Source organism: Azotobacter chroococcum, assembly GCF_004339665.1.
Taxonomy (GTDB): domain Bacteria; phylum Pseudomonadota; class Gammaproteobacteria; order Pseudomonadales; family Pseudomonadaceae; genus Azotobacter; species Azotobacter chroococcum.
The window spans coordinates 77,219-90,059 of sequence record NZ_SMMU01000004.1; the positions used below are offsets into that span (position 1 = coordinate 77,219).

The window sequence follows — 12,841 nt, forward strand, 5'->3', positions numbered from 1 at the left end:
AGCCGGCGGAGGCGGGCGTGCGCCTGCTGCTGCGCGGCCGGGTGCAGGGCGTCGGCATGCGCCCCGGCGTGCACCGTCTGGCTACCGCCCTCGGCCTGGCCGGCGCGGTGTGCAACACTGGCGAGGGCGTGCGCATCGACCTGCAGGGCCCGGCGGCGGCGCTCGCCGAATTCGAGCGGCGTCTGCCCGCCGAGCTGCCGCCGCTAGCCCGGCTCGATGCCATCCAGCGCGAGAACCTCCCTGCCGGAGCGCATTTTGCCGGCTTCGCCATCGTCCCGAGCCATGACGAAGCGGGCGGGGCGCTGGCGCCGCCGTCGGACGCCGCGGTCTGCCCGGCCTGCCTCGAAGAACTCTTCGATCCGCACAACCGCCGCTGGCGCCATCCCTTCATCAACTGCACCCACTGCGGCCCGCGCTACAGCCTGATCCGCCGCCTGCCCTACGACCGCGCCCAGACCAGCCTGGCCGGCTTCGCGCTCTGCCCGGACTGCCGGCGCGAGTACGAAGATCCGGCCGACCGCCGTTTCCACGCCCAGCCGATCGCCTGCCCGGCCTGCGGCCCCAGGCTGTGGTGCGAGGACGGCGAGGGCCGGCGCCTGCCCGGAGATCCCGTCGAGCTGGCGCTGGCAGCCCTGCGCCGCGGCGAAGTTGTCGCCCTGCGCGGCGTCGGCGGCTTCCACCTGGCCTGCGATGCGCGCAATGCCGAGGCGGTGGCCGCGCTGCGCCGGCGCAAGCGCCGCCCGGCCAAGCCCTTCGCGCTGATGGCCGCCAACCCGGCCTCGCTGCAGGCCCTGGTCGAGCTGAACGCGAGCGGTCTCGCCGAGCTGAGCGGCCCGGCCGCGCCGGTGGTGCTGCTGCGCAAGCGGCCCGCCGCCGATGGCTTGCTCGCCGCCGAGGTGGCGCCGGATCTCGCCTGGCTCGGCGTGATGCTGCCGCACAGCCCGCTGCATTGGCTGCTGTTCCACGAGGCCGCCGGGCGGCCGGCCGGCACGGCCTGGACCGCCGCGCCCCAGGACCTGGTGCTGGTGATGACCAGCGCCAACCTGAGCGGCGAGCCGCTGATCACCGGCAACGGCGAGGCGCGCGAGAAGCTCGCCGGCATCGCCGACCTCTGGCTGCTGCACGATCGCGAGATCCTCAACCGCTGCGACGACTCGGTGATCAATGCCCTGGGCCATGCACCCGTGGTGGTCCGCAGCGGCCGCGGCCTGGCGCCCCTGGAAATCTGCCTGGCCCGCAGTGGTCCGTCGATATTGGCCTTGGGCGGCCAGTTGAAGAACGCCATCTGCCTGACCCGGGGCGACCGCGCCTGGCTGTCGCCGCACATCGGCGATCTGGATAGCGCCGACGCCTGCCGCGCCCTGGAGCGCACGGTGGCGCAGTTCGGCGAGCTGCTCGGCGTCCGTCCCGAGCGCATCGCCTGCGACCTGCACCCGGATTTCTACGCCAGCCGCCTCGCCCGCGATTACGCCGAGCGCCACGGCCTGACGCTGCACCCCGTTCAGCACCACCACGCCCATATCGCCGCGGTGATGGCCGAGCACGGCCTCGCCGAGCCGGTGCTCGGCCTGGCGCTGGACGGCTTCGGCCTCGGCGCCGACGGCCGGCTGCGCGGCGGCGAACTGTTGAAGGTGACGGCGGACGGCTGCGCCTGGCTCGGCGAGCTGAGTCCGCTGCCGCTGCCCGGCGGCGACCAGGCATCGCGCGAGCCCTGGCGCATGGCCGCCGGCGCCCTGCATGCGCTGGGCCGCGGCGACGAGATCGCCACGCGCTTCGCCATCGAGCCGGGCAGCGCGGCCATTGCGCGGATGCTCGAACGCGGCTTCAATTGTCCGCCAAGCAGCAGCGCCGGCCGGCTGTTCGATGCCGCCGCGGGCCTCCTGGGCCTGGGCGAGCGACAGCGCTACGAGGCCGAAGCGGCGCTGCGCCTGGAGTCGCGGGTGGTCGGCCTGCCGGAAGCGGTTCCCGCACTCTGGCGGATCGGGGACGACAACCGCCTGGACCTCGCGCCGCTGCTCGCGGAGCTGGCGGATCTGCACGATAGCCGGGCCGGCGCCGAGCTGTTCCACGGCGTGCTGATCGAGGCCCTGGCCGCCTGGGCGGCGCGCGCTGCCAAAGCCACCGGCCTGCGCCGGATCGCCCTGGGCGGTGGCTGTTTCCTGAACACCGTGCTGCGCGACGGGCTCAGCGCGCGCCTGCGTGCCGCCGGTCTGGAGCCGCTGCTGCCGCGGCGGGTGCCGGTCAACGACGGTGGCCTGGCCCTCGGCCAGGCCTGGGCGGTGCTGCTGGCACCGGATACCCCATCGACACGAGGACAAGCGTGATGTGCCTGGCCATTCCGGTCCGCATCGAGGAACTGCTCGACGAACAGAGCGCGGTCGCCTGCATCGGCGGCCTGCGCAAGACCATCAACGTCGCCCTGCTCGACGATCTCAAGGTCGGCGACTACGTGATTCTGCACGTCGGCTTCGCCCTGCAGAAGCTCGACGAAACCGAGGCGCAGCGCACCCTGGCACTGCTCGCCGAGCTGGGCCAACTGGCCGAAGCCGAGCAGGCCGCGCAGGGAGACGCCTCATGAAGTACGTCGACGAATTCCGCGACGGCGCCACCGCGCGCCAGCTCGCCGCGCGCATCGCCGCCGAGGCCGATTCCGCGCGCCAGTACCGGCTGATGGAGTTCTGCGGCGGGCACACCCACGCGATCTTCCGCTATGGCATCCCCGACCTGCTGCCGGCCAACGTGCGACTGATCCACGGCCCCGGTTGCCCGGTGTGCGTGATGCCGATCGGCCGGCTGGACATGGCCATCGAACTGGCGCGCCGCCCGGAAGTGATCCTCTGCACCTACGGCGACATGCTGCGCGTGCCCGCCTCCGGGCGCATCAGCCTGCTCAAGGCGCGCGCCGAGGGCGCCGCGGTGCGCATGCTCTACTCGCCGGCCGAGGCGCTGAAGCTGGCGCAGGACAACCCGAGTAAAGAGGTGGTGTTCTTCGCCATCGGCTTCGAGACCACCACCCCGCCCACCGCGCTGGTGATCGAGCAGGCGCAGAGGCTCGGCCTGAAGAATTTCTCGGTGTTCTGCAACCACGTGCTGACCCCGGCGGCGATGCACGCCATCCTCGCCACGCCGGAGGCGCGTGCCGGCAAGCTGCAGCTGGACGGCTTCATCGGCCCGGCCCACGTCAGCACGGTGATCGGCAGCGCGCCCTACGCGCCCTTCCCGCAGCAATACGGCACGCCGCTGGTGATCGCCGGCTTCGAGCCGCTGGACCTGCTGCAGGCCCTGCTGATGCTGGTGCGTCAGCTCAACGAGGGCCGTGCCGAGGTGGAGAACCAGTTCACCCGCGCAGTCACCGCCGAAGGCAACCTCAAGGCGAAGGCGCTGACCGGGCAGGTCTTCGAAGTGCGCGAGAGTTTCGAGTGGCGCGGCCTGGGCGCGGTGCCGCACAGCGCCCTGCAGATCCGCGAGGCCTTCGCCGAGTTCGACGCCGAGCGGCGCTTTGCTCTCGAACCGCGGACCGGGCTGGAGAACAAGGCCTGCGAATGCCCGGCGATCCTCCGCGGGGCGAAGAGCCCGCGCGACTGCAAGCTGTTCGGCAACCCCTGCACCCCGGACAACCCGCTGGGTTCCTGCATGGTTTCCTCCGAGGGCGCCTGCGCCGCCTGGTACGCCTACGGCCGCCAGCGCCAGGCTGCCGTGGAGGTGGCCCGATGAGCCGGCTCGATCTGAAGAACGGCAGCGTGGAGATGGTCCACGGCAGCGGCGGCCGCGCCATGGGCCAACTGATCGAGGAACTGTTCGCCCGCGCCCTGCGCAACGAATGGCTGGACCAGCGCAACGACCAGGCGCAGTTCGAGCTGCCGCCCGGGCGGGTGGTGATGGCCACCGACAGCCACGTGATCTCGCCGCTGTTCTTCCCCGGCGGCGACATCGGCAGTCTTGCCGTGCACGGCACCATCAACGACGTGGCCATGGCCGGCGCCCGGCCCTGCTACCTGGCCGCCGGCTTCATCCTCGAGGAGGGCTTTCCGCTGGCCGACCTGGCGCGCATCGTCGAGTCGATGGCCGCCGCCGCCCGCGAGGCCGGCGTGCCGGTGGTCACCGGCGACACCAAGGTGGTCGAGCGCGGCAAGGGCGACGGGGTGTTCATCACCTCCACCGGGGTCGGCGTGGTGCCGCCCGGCCTGCATCTGTCCGGCGATCAAGCGCGGCCGGGCGACCGCATCCTGCTCTCCGGCAGCATCGGCGACCATGGCGTGACCATCCTCTCGCTGCGCGAAGGCCTCGGCTTCGAGGCCGACATCGGCTCCGACTCCCAGGCTCTGCACCGTTTGGTCGCCGCGATGGTCGAGGCGGTGCCGCAGATCCGCTGCCTGCGCGACCCGACCCGCGGCGGCCTGGGCAACACCCTCAACGAACTGGCCCGCCAGTCGGGGGTCGGCATGCAGCTCGTCGAACGGGCCATCCCGCTGCGCGAACCGGTGCGCGCCGCCTGCGAATTCCTCGGCCTCGACCCGCTGTACGTGGCCAACGAAGGCAAGCTGATCGCCATCTGCCCGGCCGAGCAGGCCGAGCGTCTGCTCGAGGTCATGCGCTCGCATCCGCAGGGGCGCGAGGCGGCGATCATCGGCACGGTGGTGGCCGACGAGCGCTGCTTCGTGCAGATGGAGACGCTGTTCGGCGGGAGCCGGATGGTGGACTGGTTGAACGGGGAGCAGTTACCGAGGATTTGCTGACAAGTCAGAAGGGCGGTGTTGGCCTAGCCTTCGGTTATTCAAGCTGCCTGCTTTCCTCGGCCCGAGCGACAGGTTTCGCCCTGCACGGCGAGTCACTTTCTTCTTGCTTGCCCAAGAAGAAAGTGACCAAAGAAGAAGGGCACCCGACATCCGGCCCTCCACTGCGCTGCGCTTCGTTACGGGTTCCCTCGCTCCGGCACTGCTCCGGGGGCCCCTCACGAAGGGACGTTCCTGTCCCTTCGTTCGTCGCTCGGCGTCCATGCCTCGCGTCCCCCTGCGCAGCGCCTGCGCTCGGCCTTCTGTACGGGACTGAGCAGTGGGCTGAGGGTTGAGTGGAATGCTTACAAAGTACGCTGGCTGCAGATTTGCCTTTGCTCTTTATGCAGAGCCTATCAGGCAGCCCCGAAGGAGGCCGAGCGGAGTCGTTGCGCAAGGGGTTGAGCCGCATGGATGCGGCGAGAGGCCCGTGGGCCATGGATGGCCCTGCGGGCCGGGCCCCTGGAGCGACGACGGAGGGAGGGGACCCGGAGCGCAGCGCAGGGCCGGATGAAGGGGCAAGCGGTTTTGGTTACTTTTGTCGCGACTGACAAAAGTGACTCGCCGTGCAAGGCGAAACCTGTCGCTCGGGCCGAGGAACGCGCGGCGCTCACACACAAGGCTTGAGGTCCAGACCAACCTGGCGGCCCCAGAAAGCAAAAGCCCGGCTGAAGAGCCGGGCTTTTGCTGTGGAATAACTTATTCGCGGTAGCTGAGCGCGCTGTCGTAGAGGCTGTCATCCGCCTTGGCGACATCGCTGAACGCGCGGTTGCCGCGGGTCTCGACCTTGTCGCCGACGGCGAACGTTTCAGTCGAGCGCACCACCTTTTCCTTGCCATCGGCGGTGCGGATCTTGTAGGCGCGGTCGCTGAGGCCGGTGGCCTCCTGGGCTTCGCCGCCGAACAGGGCGCCGATGCCGGCGCCGATCAGCATGCCGATCGGACCACCGATGGCGCCGATCATCATGCCGTTCATGCCGCCGACCGATTTGCCGGTGGTTTGATCCTTGGTTTCCTCGAGAACTTCGGCGGCATTCACGCTACCGGCGGCCAGCAGGGCGAGGGTCAGGGCCAGGGTGCCGAGCTTTTTCATGGCGGTTCCTCCGAGGAAACATTCCAGCGATCCGGGTCAAATCGTCGAGCGGGACCTGAGGCGCTGCTTTTGGCAGGGCTTCCGTCTCCGTTGGAACTGAAATTACCCTTACGATTGATGTGGGTCAAGAAAAGAAACACTTTTTTGTGCTTGGGACCGGTTGACCTTCACGGCAGACCGTGCTTCCGCCCGCGGGGCGGCAGCATGGATGAGGCTGCTGGAGGGATGGACTGGCGACACGCCGGGCGCGGCGGGAGAGGGCCGCTGGTGTGTTCGGGGCGAGTCGAGACTCGCCGGCGGCGAGTGCGGACCTTTGCTTAGAGTGGGTGTGGAGCTTCGGCACGGATCGTCGCTGCGTGGCCTGGGGCGGGCCGGGAGCCGGACGCTCTGGAGGGCCGAGCGCCGGTGCCTGTCACCCGGAGCGGGCGGCGAGGCGGCGCGAAACGCGATGCCAAAGCCGCCGGGGCAGCGGCAGGCGATTCAGCGCAGGGTGCGCGTGTCGCCGTTGTCGGCCAGGGCGGCGGACTTGCCGGCGGACGTGGGATAGGGGCGGTTGCCGCGGGTCTCGACCTGGTCGCCGGCCGCGAAGCGGCGGTTGGGGGAGCGCACGGTCTTCACCGTGCCGCTGTCGGTGCGCACCTGATGGGCGTGCTCGCCGCTGTTGGCGGCCTCCTGGCCGGAGCTGCCGACCAGCGCGCCGACGCCGGCGCCGATCAGCGCACCGATCGGGCCGCCGATGGCGCCGACCATCATGCCGGTCATGCCGCCGGCCGACTGGCCGGCCGTCCGGTCTTCGGTTTCCCCGATGATCTCGTCGGCCTGTACGTTGCTCAGAGCCAACAGGCTGAAGGTCAGGGTCAGAATGCCGAACGCTTGCATGTTCATGGCGGTTCCTCCGAGGAGCATTTCAGTGGGCTTCGCTTTGTTTTCTCTTTTTCACGAATCATGCCAGGCTTGATTCTTTCATAGGAATCAATTGGTTATATGTTGGTGAGAACAACTCTCGCGACAAAGTGTCGCGATAGTGACAGAGGTTTTGTCGCAATTCCTGCAGAAAATGGGGTTTTTGTTGATCTGGGTCACTGAAAGGTGATCGGTCTTGTGCCTGTCCGTGCGGCCGCGCAAAAAAAGACCGGGCACGTGACCCGGTCCGGAGGCTGGCTGTCGCCGGGCGGCGATCAGATCATCATCAGCGCGCCGCTGGCGGCGATGGCCGCGCCGGCGCTGCGGGCCAGCAGGGGCAGGCGCTGCTGCACGGCGGTGGCGAGCAGGCCGCCGCCCAGGTGCAGGCTCAGGCTGGAAGCGAGGAAGCCGACGGCGAAGGCCGCCAGGCTGCCGCTGGCTTCCAGGCCGTGGGCATGGCCGTGGAACAGGGCGAAGGCGCCGGCCAGGGCCAGCGAGACGGTGGCCGGCAGGCGCACGGCGGAGGCGATCAGCAGGCCGAGCAGCAGCACGGAGAGGGCGATGCCGGTCTCCACCTGCGGCAGGCCGACGCCGGCCACGGCCAGGGCGAAGCCGCCGAGCAGCGCGGCGAGGAAGGCGGCCGGCACGGCGAGCTTCAGGGCGCGCGGCTGCAGCGCGGCCCAGATGCCGATGGCCAGCATCGCCAGCAGGTGGTCGAGGCCGCCGAAGGGATGCAGCAGGCCGGCGATCAGGCCGTTCTCGCCATGCCCGGGATGGGCGAAGGCGGCGCCGGGCAGGAGGGTCAGGGCAAGCAGGGGCAGAAGGTGGCGTGTGTTCATCTCGGTGATCCTGGGGGCAAGTCGGGGAACGGCGATGCTCTTCGAAGCGCTATGCGAAGCGGCTGGCTGCGCAGCTTAAGGCAAAAGGGCCGCGCGGTGCAGCGTCCGGGCCGCCGTCGGCTCAGAGGTTCTGCGCGATCAGCTGGATCCCGGCGAGCAGCAGGCCGGCGCGGGCGATGCGGTAGAACCACAGGTGGTTGACCCGGTTCTGCAGCCAGAGGCCGGCCCACACGCCGAGCGGCACCAGCGGCGCGAGGGCGAGGCTGCTCAGCAGGTTGTCGCTGGAGAACTGCCCGAGCAGCGCGTAGGGCAGCAGCTTGACCGCGTTGGTCAGCAGGAAGAACACGTTGATGGTGGCGACGTAGCGCACCTTGTCCAGCTGCTGCGGCAGCAGGTGCATCATCACTGGCGGGCCGCCGGCGTGGGCGACGAAGCTGGTGAAGCCGGCCAGTGTGGAGAGCGCCGTGCCCTTGCCGCGGGCCGGCGGCAGCCCGGCCGTGCTGGCCGGCGGGCGCAGCAGGTTGAGCAGCACGAAGGCCACGGCGATGCCGCCGATCAGCAGGGCGATGATCCGCTCGTCGAGCATGCCGAAGGTCAGCGCACCGAGCAGCACGCCGAGCAGCGCGCCGGGCAGCATGATCTTCAGGTTCGCCAAGTCCCACTTGCCGTAGTAGGCGCGCAGGCCGACCAGGTCGGCGGTGCAGAGGATCGGCAGCATGATCGCCGCGGCCTGGGTGGGCGGCACGGCGAGCGCCAGCAGGGGCACCGCGATGCCGCCGAAGGCGCCGCCGAAGCCGCCCTTGGACAGGCCGGTCAGCAGCACCGCCGGCACGGCGACGAGCAGGAGTTCCGTGGACAACATGGGCGAATCGCTCCTGATCGGGAAACGGGTGGTCGGAGAGGCCCGGGGAGGGCTAGGGGCGATTAGCTGTACCCGTTTCGCCGGATCGTGGCAAGGCAGGCAGCCGCCTGATTGCCCGCCTGCCGCATCTGCAGGCGACCGGCCAGCCGGGTGACTTGACAGACTCAATGAAAATTATTCTCATTATTGTTCGTCTGTGATCAGCGATGCGGTCCCGCCGCGCCGAACGACAAGGAGCCAAGCCATGAGTTACGACCCAGCCGATACCCAGTTCCACGTGGTGGTCAACGCCGAGCAGCAGTACTCGATCTGGCCGGAATACAAGGCAATGCCGGCCGGTTGGCAGGAGGTCGGCATCAGCGGCGACCGCCAGGCCTGCCTGGCCTACGTCTCCGGAATCTGGACCGACCTGTCCCGGCGCAGCCTGCACGACGCCATGGCCGAGTAAGGCCGCCGCCCGCCCCGTCACATTCCCGGCCGCCGTCCGGCGTCCGGGCCGTTCAGTCTGCGAGGTGCCGCCATGACTGCCCGTTCTTCGCGTTCTTTCCCGCCCCCGCCCGGGTCGGCCTGGCAGCTGTCGCAGCGAGACGTTCCCCTCGAGCCGATCCCGGATGACGTGCACGGCGCCGTGCCGCTGCTGCCGCTCCAGGCGCGCCTGCTCGAACGCCAGGGCGCGGCGCCGTGCAGCCAGTACCTGCTGTTCGAGCTGGCCGAGGACCTGGAGCCGATCCTCCTGGAGCAGGCCCTGCGGGCACTGGTGGCGCACCACGACGCGCTGCGTCTGCGCTTCGCCGAGGAGGACGGCGCCTGGCGCCAGGCATGCGCGGAGGCCGGCGAGCGTCACGAGCTGCTCTGGCTCTGCGAGGCGAGCGGCGAGGCCGAGGTCGCGACACTCTGCACGGAGCTCCAGCGCAGCCTGGACCCGCGTAGCGGCCCGCTGCTGCGGGCCCTGTGCCTGAGCCAGGCGGGCCGCGCCGACCGCCTGCTGCTGGCGATCCATCAGCTGGTGGCGGACGGGATCTCCTGGCGGGTGCTGCTGGAGGACCTGCTGTGTGCCTACGGGCAGCTCGTCGCCGGCCGGCGCGTCGCACTGCCGACCGGGACCTCCTCCTTCAAGGCCTGGGCCGAGCGCCTGGAGGCCTGGGCCGCCGCTCCGGCGCTGCAGGCCCAGCGCGACTTCTGGCTGGCCCAGGAGCGCGCCTGCACGCAATTGCCATTGCTGGCCCGGGAGCCGGCCCGCGAGGAGCAGCGTCAGCGCCTGGAACTCTGCCTCTGCGCCGAGTTCAGCCGCGAGCTGTTGCAGGCCGCCCGGCAGGCGTACCGGCTGCGCGCCGACGAGCTGCTGCTGGCCGCGCTGAGCCGGGTGCTCTGTGCCTGGAGCGAGCAGGACAGCATCGGCCTGCATCTGGAAAACCATGGCCGTGCGCCCTTGTTCGACGGGCTCGACCTCGGCCGCACGGTCGGCTGCTTCACCAGCCGCTACCCGCTGCGCCTGCAGCCGGCGGCCGACCTGCCCGGCAACCTCCGGGCGATCAGGGCGCAGCTGCACAGCGTCGTCGACGGCGGTCTGGCCTACGGCCTGCTGCGGCGCTGCGGCGAACTGGCCGGGGCGGCCCCGCAGGTGCTGTTCAGGTATCTGGAGCCAGTCGGGGAGGTGCGCGACGGGCCGCTGCGTCTGGTCGACGCCGGCCGCTGGCGCGAGGCGGACGCGCTCCTGGAGGCGCCCCTCTGCATCGAGGTCGAGCAGCGCGGCGGCGCCCTGCGCCTGCGCCTCGACTTCAGCCCCAGCCAGTGGCAGCGCTCGACTCTCGAGGGCCTGCTGCAGCGGCTGCAGGACGAGCTGCGGGGGATCCGCGCTCACTGTCTCCACGCATCACGCTCCCGGCTCGCCGGCGCCGCCCCGCCGGCCATGCCCGCCCACGCGTGTTCATTGCCCGAGCCGGTCCGGCGCCATCCGGAGCCCATCGCCCTGGCGCGTGGCGATACGCGGCTCGCTCAGGTCGTGCTGGAGACGCGCAGCAACCGCCTGGCCCGTCACCTGATCGAATGTGGCGTCGGCCCCGGCATGCGGGTCGGCCTCTGTCTGGCGCACGGCATGGCGATGATCGAAGGCCTGCTGGCGATCCTCAAGGCCGGCGGCGCCTTCGTGCCGCTGGACCCCGACTGTCCCCGCGAGCAGCTGGCCTGCATGGCCGAGGATTCGGGGCTGCAATGGCTGCTCACCAGCACGGCGCTGTGCGGCCGGGTGCCGCTGGGCGAGGAGGTGGAGGCGATCTGCCTGGACCTGCTCGACGCCAGTGGCTACAGCAGCGAGCCGCCGAGCCTGGCCCTCCGGCCTCGGGATCCCGCCTGCCTGCTCTATGCCGCCGGCCCGCCGGGGCGGCCCAGGGCGGTGACGATCGGGCACGCCGACCTGTCCAGGCACATGCAGGGCCTCGGCCGCAACTACGGCATGAGGTCCGCAGAGGCGGAGCTGCCGTGCGCTTCGACCGGCGGCGACGGCGCGCTCGAGCACTGGGCGGCGGAGCTGTCGGCGCAGATGCTGCGTGGCCTGTGCCGTCGTCGGGTGGACTTTTTCGCGGCCTTTCTAAATTTCTTCCGGCCCCATCCGTCCTTGCCGGCATGAATGCCAAGTGAGAAATATTCTTGTTTTTGTCGTGGTAATGGAATGGGGTTTATGGACATGGAGCTGTCGAATCATCCGTTGGAACCGGTTGTCCCCTTCGCCCGGCGTCGCCTGGCCGTGGTGCTGCTCTGCGCACTGGGCCTGGGTTCCATGCCGGCCGCTGCCGCCGAGGAGGGCGATAACCTGGTGGAGCTGGACGGGATGACTGTGCTTGCCGACCGGGAAAGCCCGCTCGGCCCGGACACCGGCTACACCGCCAGGCGCACCCTACAACCCCAGCTACGGCGGCCGGGTCAGCCTGGTCACCTCCACCCTGCGCCCGGTGACCGACGCCGACCTGCAGGACTTCCGCACCCGCTTCGACCAGCTCGGCCTCTACCTGCAGGAGCAGGTCAAGTTCGACGACCGCTGGGTGCTGCTGCTCGGCGGGCGCTACGACAAGTCGCGCGCCGACATCGACAACCGCACCACCGGGGTGGACAAGAACGTCCGCGACGAGGAGTTCACCTGGAACGCCGGGCTGGCCTACCTGTTCGACAACGGCCTGACCCCCTACTTCAGCTACTCGGAGTTCTTCCTGCCGGTCGCCGAGGTCAACGGCCGCACCGGCGATCCCTTCGAGCCGGAGGAGGGCGAACAGTGGGAGGCCGGCATCAAGTACCAGCCGCCCGGCTTCGACGGCTCCTTCAACCTCGCGGTGTTCGAGCTGACCCAGAGCAACGTGCGCAAGAACACCAGCGGCGGCATCCAGACCCAGCTGGGCGAGGTGCGCACCAAGGGCATCGAGTTCGAGGCGGTGGCCAACGTCACCGAGCGCCTGAGCCTGACCGGCTCGATGACCTACCTCGACGCCGAGACCACCAAGTCGCCGCGCGCCAACGAGCGCGGCAAGACCCCCTCGCAGGTCGCCGACCGCATGGCCTCGCTGTGGGCGGTCTACACCTTCAGGGGCGGTCCGCTGGACGGCCTCGCCCTGGGCGGCGGCGCGCGTTACACCGGCAACAGCTGGGGCGACAACACCGAGACCATGGAAGTCCCGTCCTACACCCTGTACGACGCCATGGCCAGCTACAGCTGGGACGCTATCAAGCTGCAGCTCAACGCCACCAACGTGACCGACAAGAAGTTCGTCGCCACCTGCGACTACTACTGCTGGTATGGGAATCGCCGCAATGTCACAGCCTCTCTCACCTACTCCTGGTAGTCCCGGGTTGCCGTGGCTAACCGCAGAAGCGTCTGGCCGATAGGGTCGAGGCGTGCGGGCCTGCCTGTTCTCGTCCGCTCCGGGCGGCGCGGACGGCTGGCGCTGGATGGTCTGTGCCGTCGCGAAGCGGACTTTTCCCCGGCATTCCTAAATTTCTTCCGGCCCCATCCGTCCTTACCGGCATGAATACCAAAAGAGAAAACTTCTTGTTTTTATCGTGGTAATGGAGTGGGGGCATGCTGTCGTCGAATCATCTGCTGGGACCGGTGGTCCCCTTCGCCCAGCGTCGCCTGGCCGTGGCGCTGCTCTGCGCACTGGGCCTGGGCGCCACGCCGGTCGGCGCCGTCGAGGAGGACGAGGAAGACAAGGGCGCTCTGCAGCTGGAGCAGGTCTCCGTGATCGACAAGGCCGACAGCCCGGTCGGCCCGGACACCGGCTACACCGCCAGGCGGACCCTGTCCGCCACCAAGACCGACATCCCGCTCAACGAGATCCCGCGGGCGGTGTCGATCACCACCGAGCAGCAGATGCGCGACCGCAAGG

The 12,841-nt window shown here is 69.9% G+C and carries 11 protein-coding genes; 7 read left to right on the forward strand and 4 right to left on the reverse strand.

The genetic code is table 11. The features are described 5' to 3' along the window. Positions 1-17 precede the first annotated feature (17 nt). From hypF to hypE, 4 genes are read left to right on the forward strand one after another with little or no spacing between them, the layout of a single operon-like run. Positions 18-2,324 carry a carbamoyltransferase HypF gene (gene hypF / locus EV691_RS05695; RefSeq protein ID WP_131300708.1) on the forward strand — a complete coding sequence of 769 codons (2,307 nt, stop codon included), beginning with the start codon at positions 18-20 and terminating at the stop codon, positions 2,322-2,324. Further along, complete coding sequence (locus EV691_RS05700) at positions 2,324-2,578, forward strand: HypC/HybG/HupF family hydrogenase formation chaperone (protein WP_131300710.1); 255 nt, start codon at positions 2,324-2,326, stop codon at positions 2,576-2,578. The genes hypF and EV691_RS05700 overlap by 1 nt, the downstream gene beginning before the upstream one ends. Beyond that, positions 2,575-3,714: a hydrogenase formation protein HypD gene (gene hypD, locus EV691_RS05705; RefSeq protein ID WP_131300712.1), complete on the forward strand. Its 1,140-nt coding sequence runs from the start codon at positions 2,575-2,577 to the stop codon at positions 3,712-3,714. Before EV691_RS05700 ends, hypD begins: the two co-directional genes overlap by 4 nt. After that, on the forward strand, positions 3,711-4,736 hold the full coding sequence (gene hypE, locus EV691_RS05710) for a hydrogenase expression/formation protein HypE (protein WP_131300714.1): 1,026 nt from the start codon (positions 3,711-3,713) through the stop codon (positions 4,734-4,736). Before hypD ends, hypE begins: the two co-directional genes overlap by 4 nt. A 735-nt stretch (positions 4,737-5,471) precedes the next feature. Here the strand turns inward: hypE and EV691_RS05715 are convergent. The 4 genes from EV691_RS05715 to EV691_RS05730 form a co-directional block, all read right to left on the reverse strand. Beyond that, positions 5,472-5,864 carry a hypothetical protein gene (locus tag EV691_RS05715; protein WP_131300716.1) on the reverse strand — a complete coding sequence of 131 codons (393 nt, stop codon included), beginning with the start codon at positions 5,862-5,864 and terminating at the stop codon, positions 5,472-5,474. Positions 5,865-6,344: 480 nt separating this feature from the next. After that, a complete protein-coding gene (locus EV691_RS05720; protein WP_089169965.1) occupies positions 6,345-6,743 on the reverse strand; it encodes a hypothetical protein in 399 nt (132 codons plus the stop codon). A gap of 299 nt (positions 6,744-7,042) precedes the next feature. After that, on the reverse strand, positions 7,043-7,606 hold the full coding sequence (locus EV691_RS05725; protein WP_131300718.1) for a HupE/UreJ family protein: 564 nt from the start codon (positions 7,604-7,606) through the stop codon (positions 7,043-7,045). A 121-nt stretch (positions 7,607-7,727) separates the two neighbouring features. Next, positions 7,728-8,468: a sulfite exporter TauE/SafE family protein gene (locus EV691_RS05730; protein WP_131300719.1), complete on the reverse strand. Its 741-nt coding sequence runs from the start codon at positions 8,466-8,468 to the stop codon at positions 7,728-7,730. Between the two features lie 244 nt (positions 8,469-8,712). Between EV691_RS05730 and EV691_RS05735 the strand changes: the two genes are divergently transcribed. The 3 genes from EV691_RS05735 to EV691_RS05745 all read left to right on the forward strand — a co-directional run bounded on the left by EV691_RS05735 (position 8,713) and on the right by EV691_RS05745 (position 12,298). Next, positions 8,713-8,916 (forward strand): MbtH family protein, encoded by a 204-nt coding sequence (locus EV691_RS05735; protein WP_131256102.1) that lies wholly within the window; start codon positions 8,713-8,715, stop codon positions 8,914-8,916. Between the two features lie 72 nt (positions 8,917-8,988). Continuing rightward, complete coding sequence (locus EV691_RS05740; RefSeq protein WP_131300721.1) at positions 8,989-11,094, forward strand: condensation domain-containing protein; 2,106 nt, start codon at positions 8,989-8,991, stop codon at positions 11,092-11,094. A gap of 211 nt (positions 11,095-11,305) precedes the next feature. Next, entirely contained in the window at positions 11,306-12,298 is a 993-nt protein-coding gene (locus tag EV691_RS05745) for a TonB-dependent siderophore receptor (RefSeq protein WP_165496598.1), read from the forward strand. Positions 12,299-12,841 lie beyond the last annotated feature (543 nt).

What these genes read in the sequence shown, in the direction of transcription:
- EV691_RS05700 (WP_131300710.1), top strand. Translation starts at nt 2,324, where the DNA reads ATGTGCCTGGCCATTCCGGTCCGCATCGAGGAACTGCTCGACGAACAG.
- hypD (WP_131300712.1), top strand. Translation starts at nt 2,575, where the DNA reads ATGAAGTACGTCGACGAATTCCGCGACGGCGCCACCGCGCGCCAGCTC.
- hypE (WP_131300714.1), top strand. Translation starts at nt 3,711, where the DNA reads ATGAGCCGGCTCGATCTGAAGAACGGCAGCGTGGAGATGGTCCACGGC.
- EV691_RS05715 (WP_131300716.1), bottom strand. Translation starts at nt 5,864, where the DNA reads ATGAAAAAGCTCGGCACCCTGGCCCTGACCCTCGCCCTGCTGGCCGCC.
- EV691_RS05720 (WP_089169965.1), bottom strand. Translation starts at nt 6,743, where the DNA reads ATGCAAGCGTTCGGCATTCTGACCCTGACCTTCAGCCTGTTGGCTCTG.
- EV691_RS05725 (WP_131300718.1), bottom strand. Translation starts at nt 7,606, where the DNA reads ATGAACACACGCCACCTTCTGCCCCTGCTTGCCCTGACCCTCCTGCCC.
- EV691_RS05730 (WP_131300719.1), bottom strand. Translation starts at nt 8,468, where the DNA reads ATGTTGTCCACGGAACTCCTGCTCGTCGCCGTGCCGGCGGTGCTGCTG.
- EV691_RS05735 (WP_131256102.1), top strand. Translation starts at nt 8,713, where the DNA reads ATGAGTTACGACCCAGCCGATACCCAGTTCCACGTGGTGGTCAACGCC.
- EV691_RS05740 (WP_131300721.1), top strand. Translation starts at nt 8,989, where the DNA reads ATGACTGCCCGTTCTTCGCGTTCTTTCCCGCCCCCGCCCGGGTCGGCC.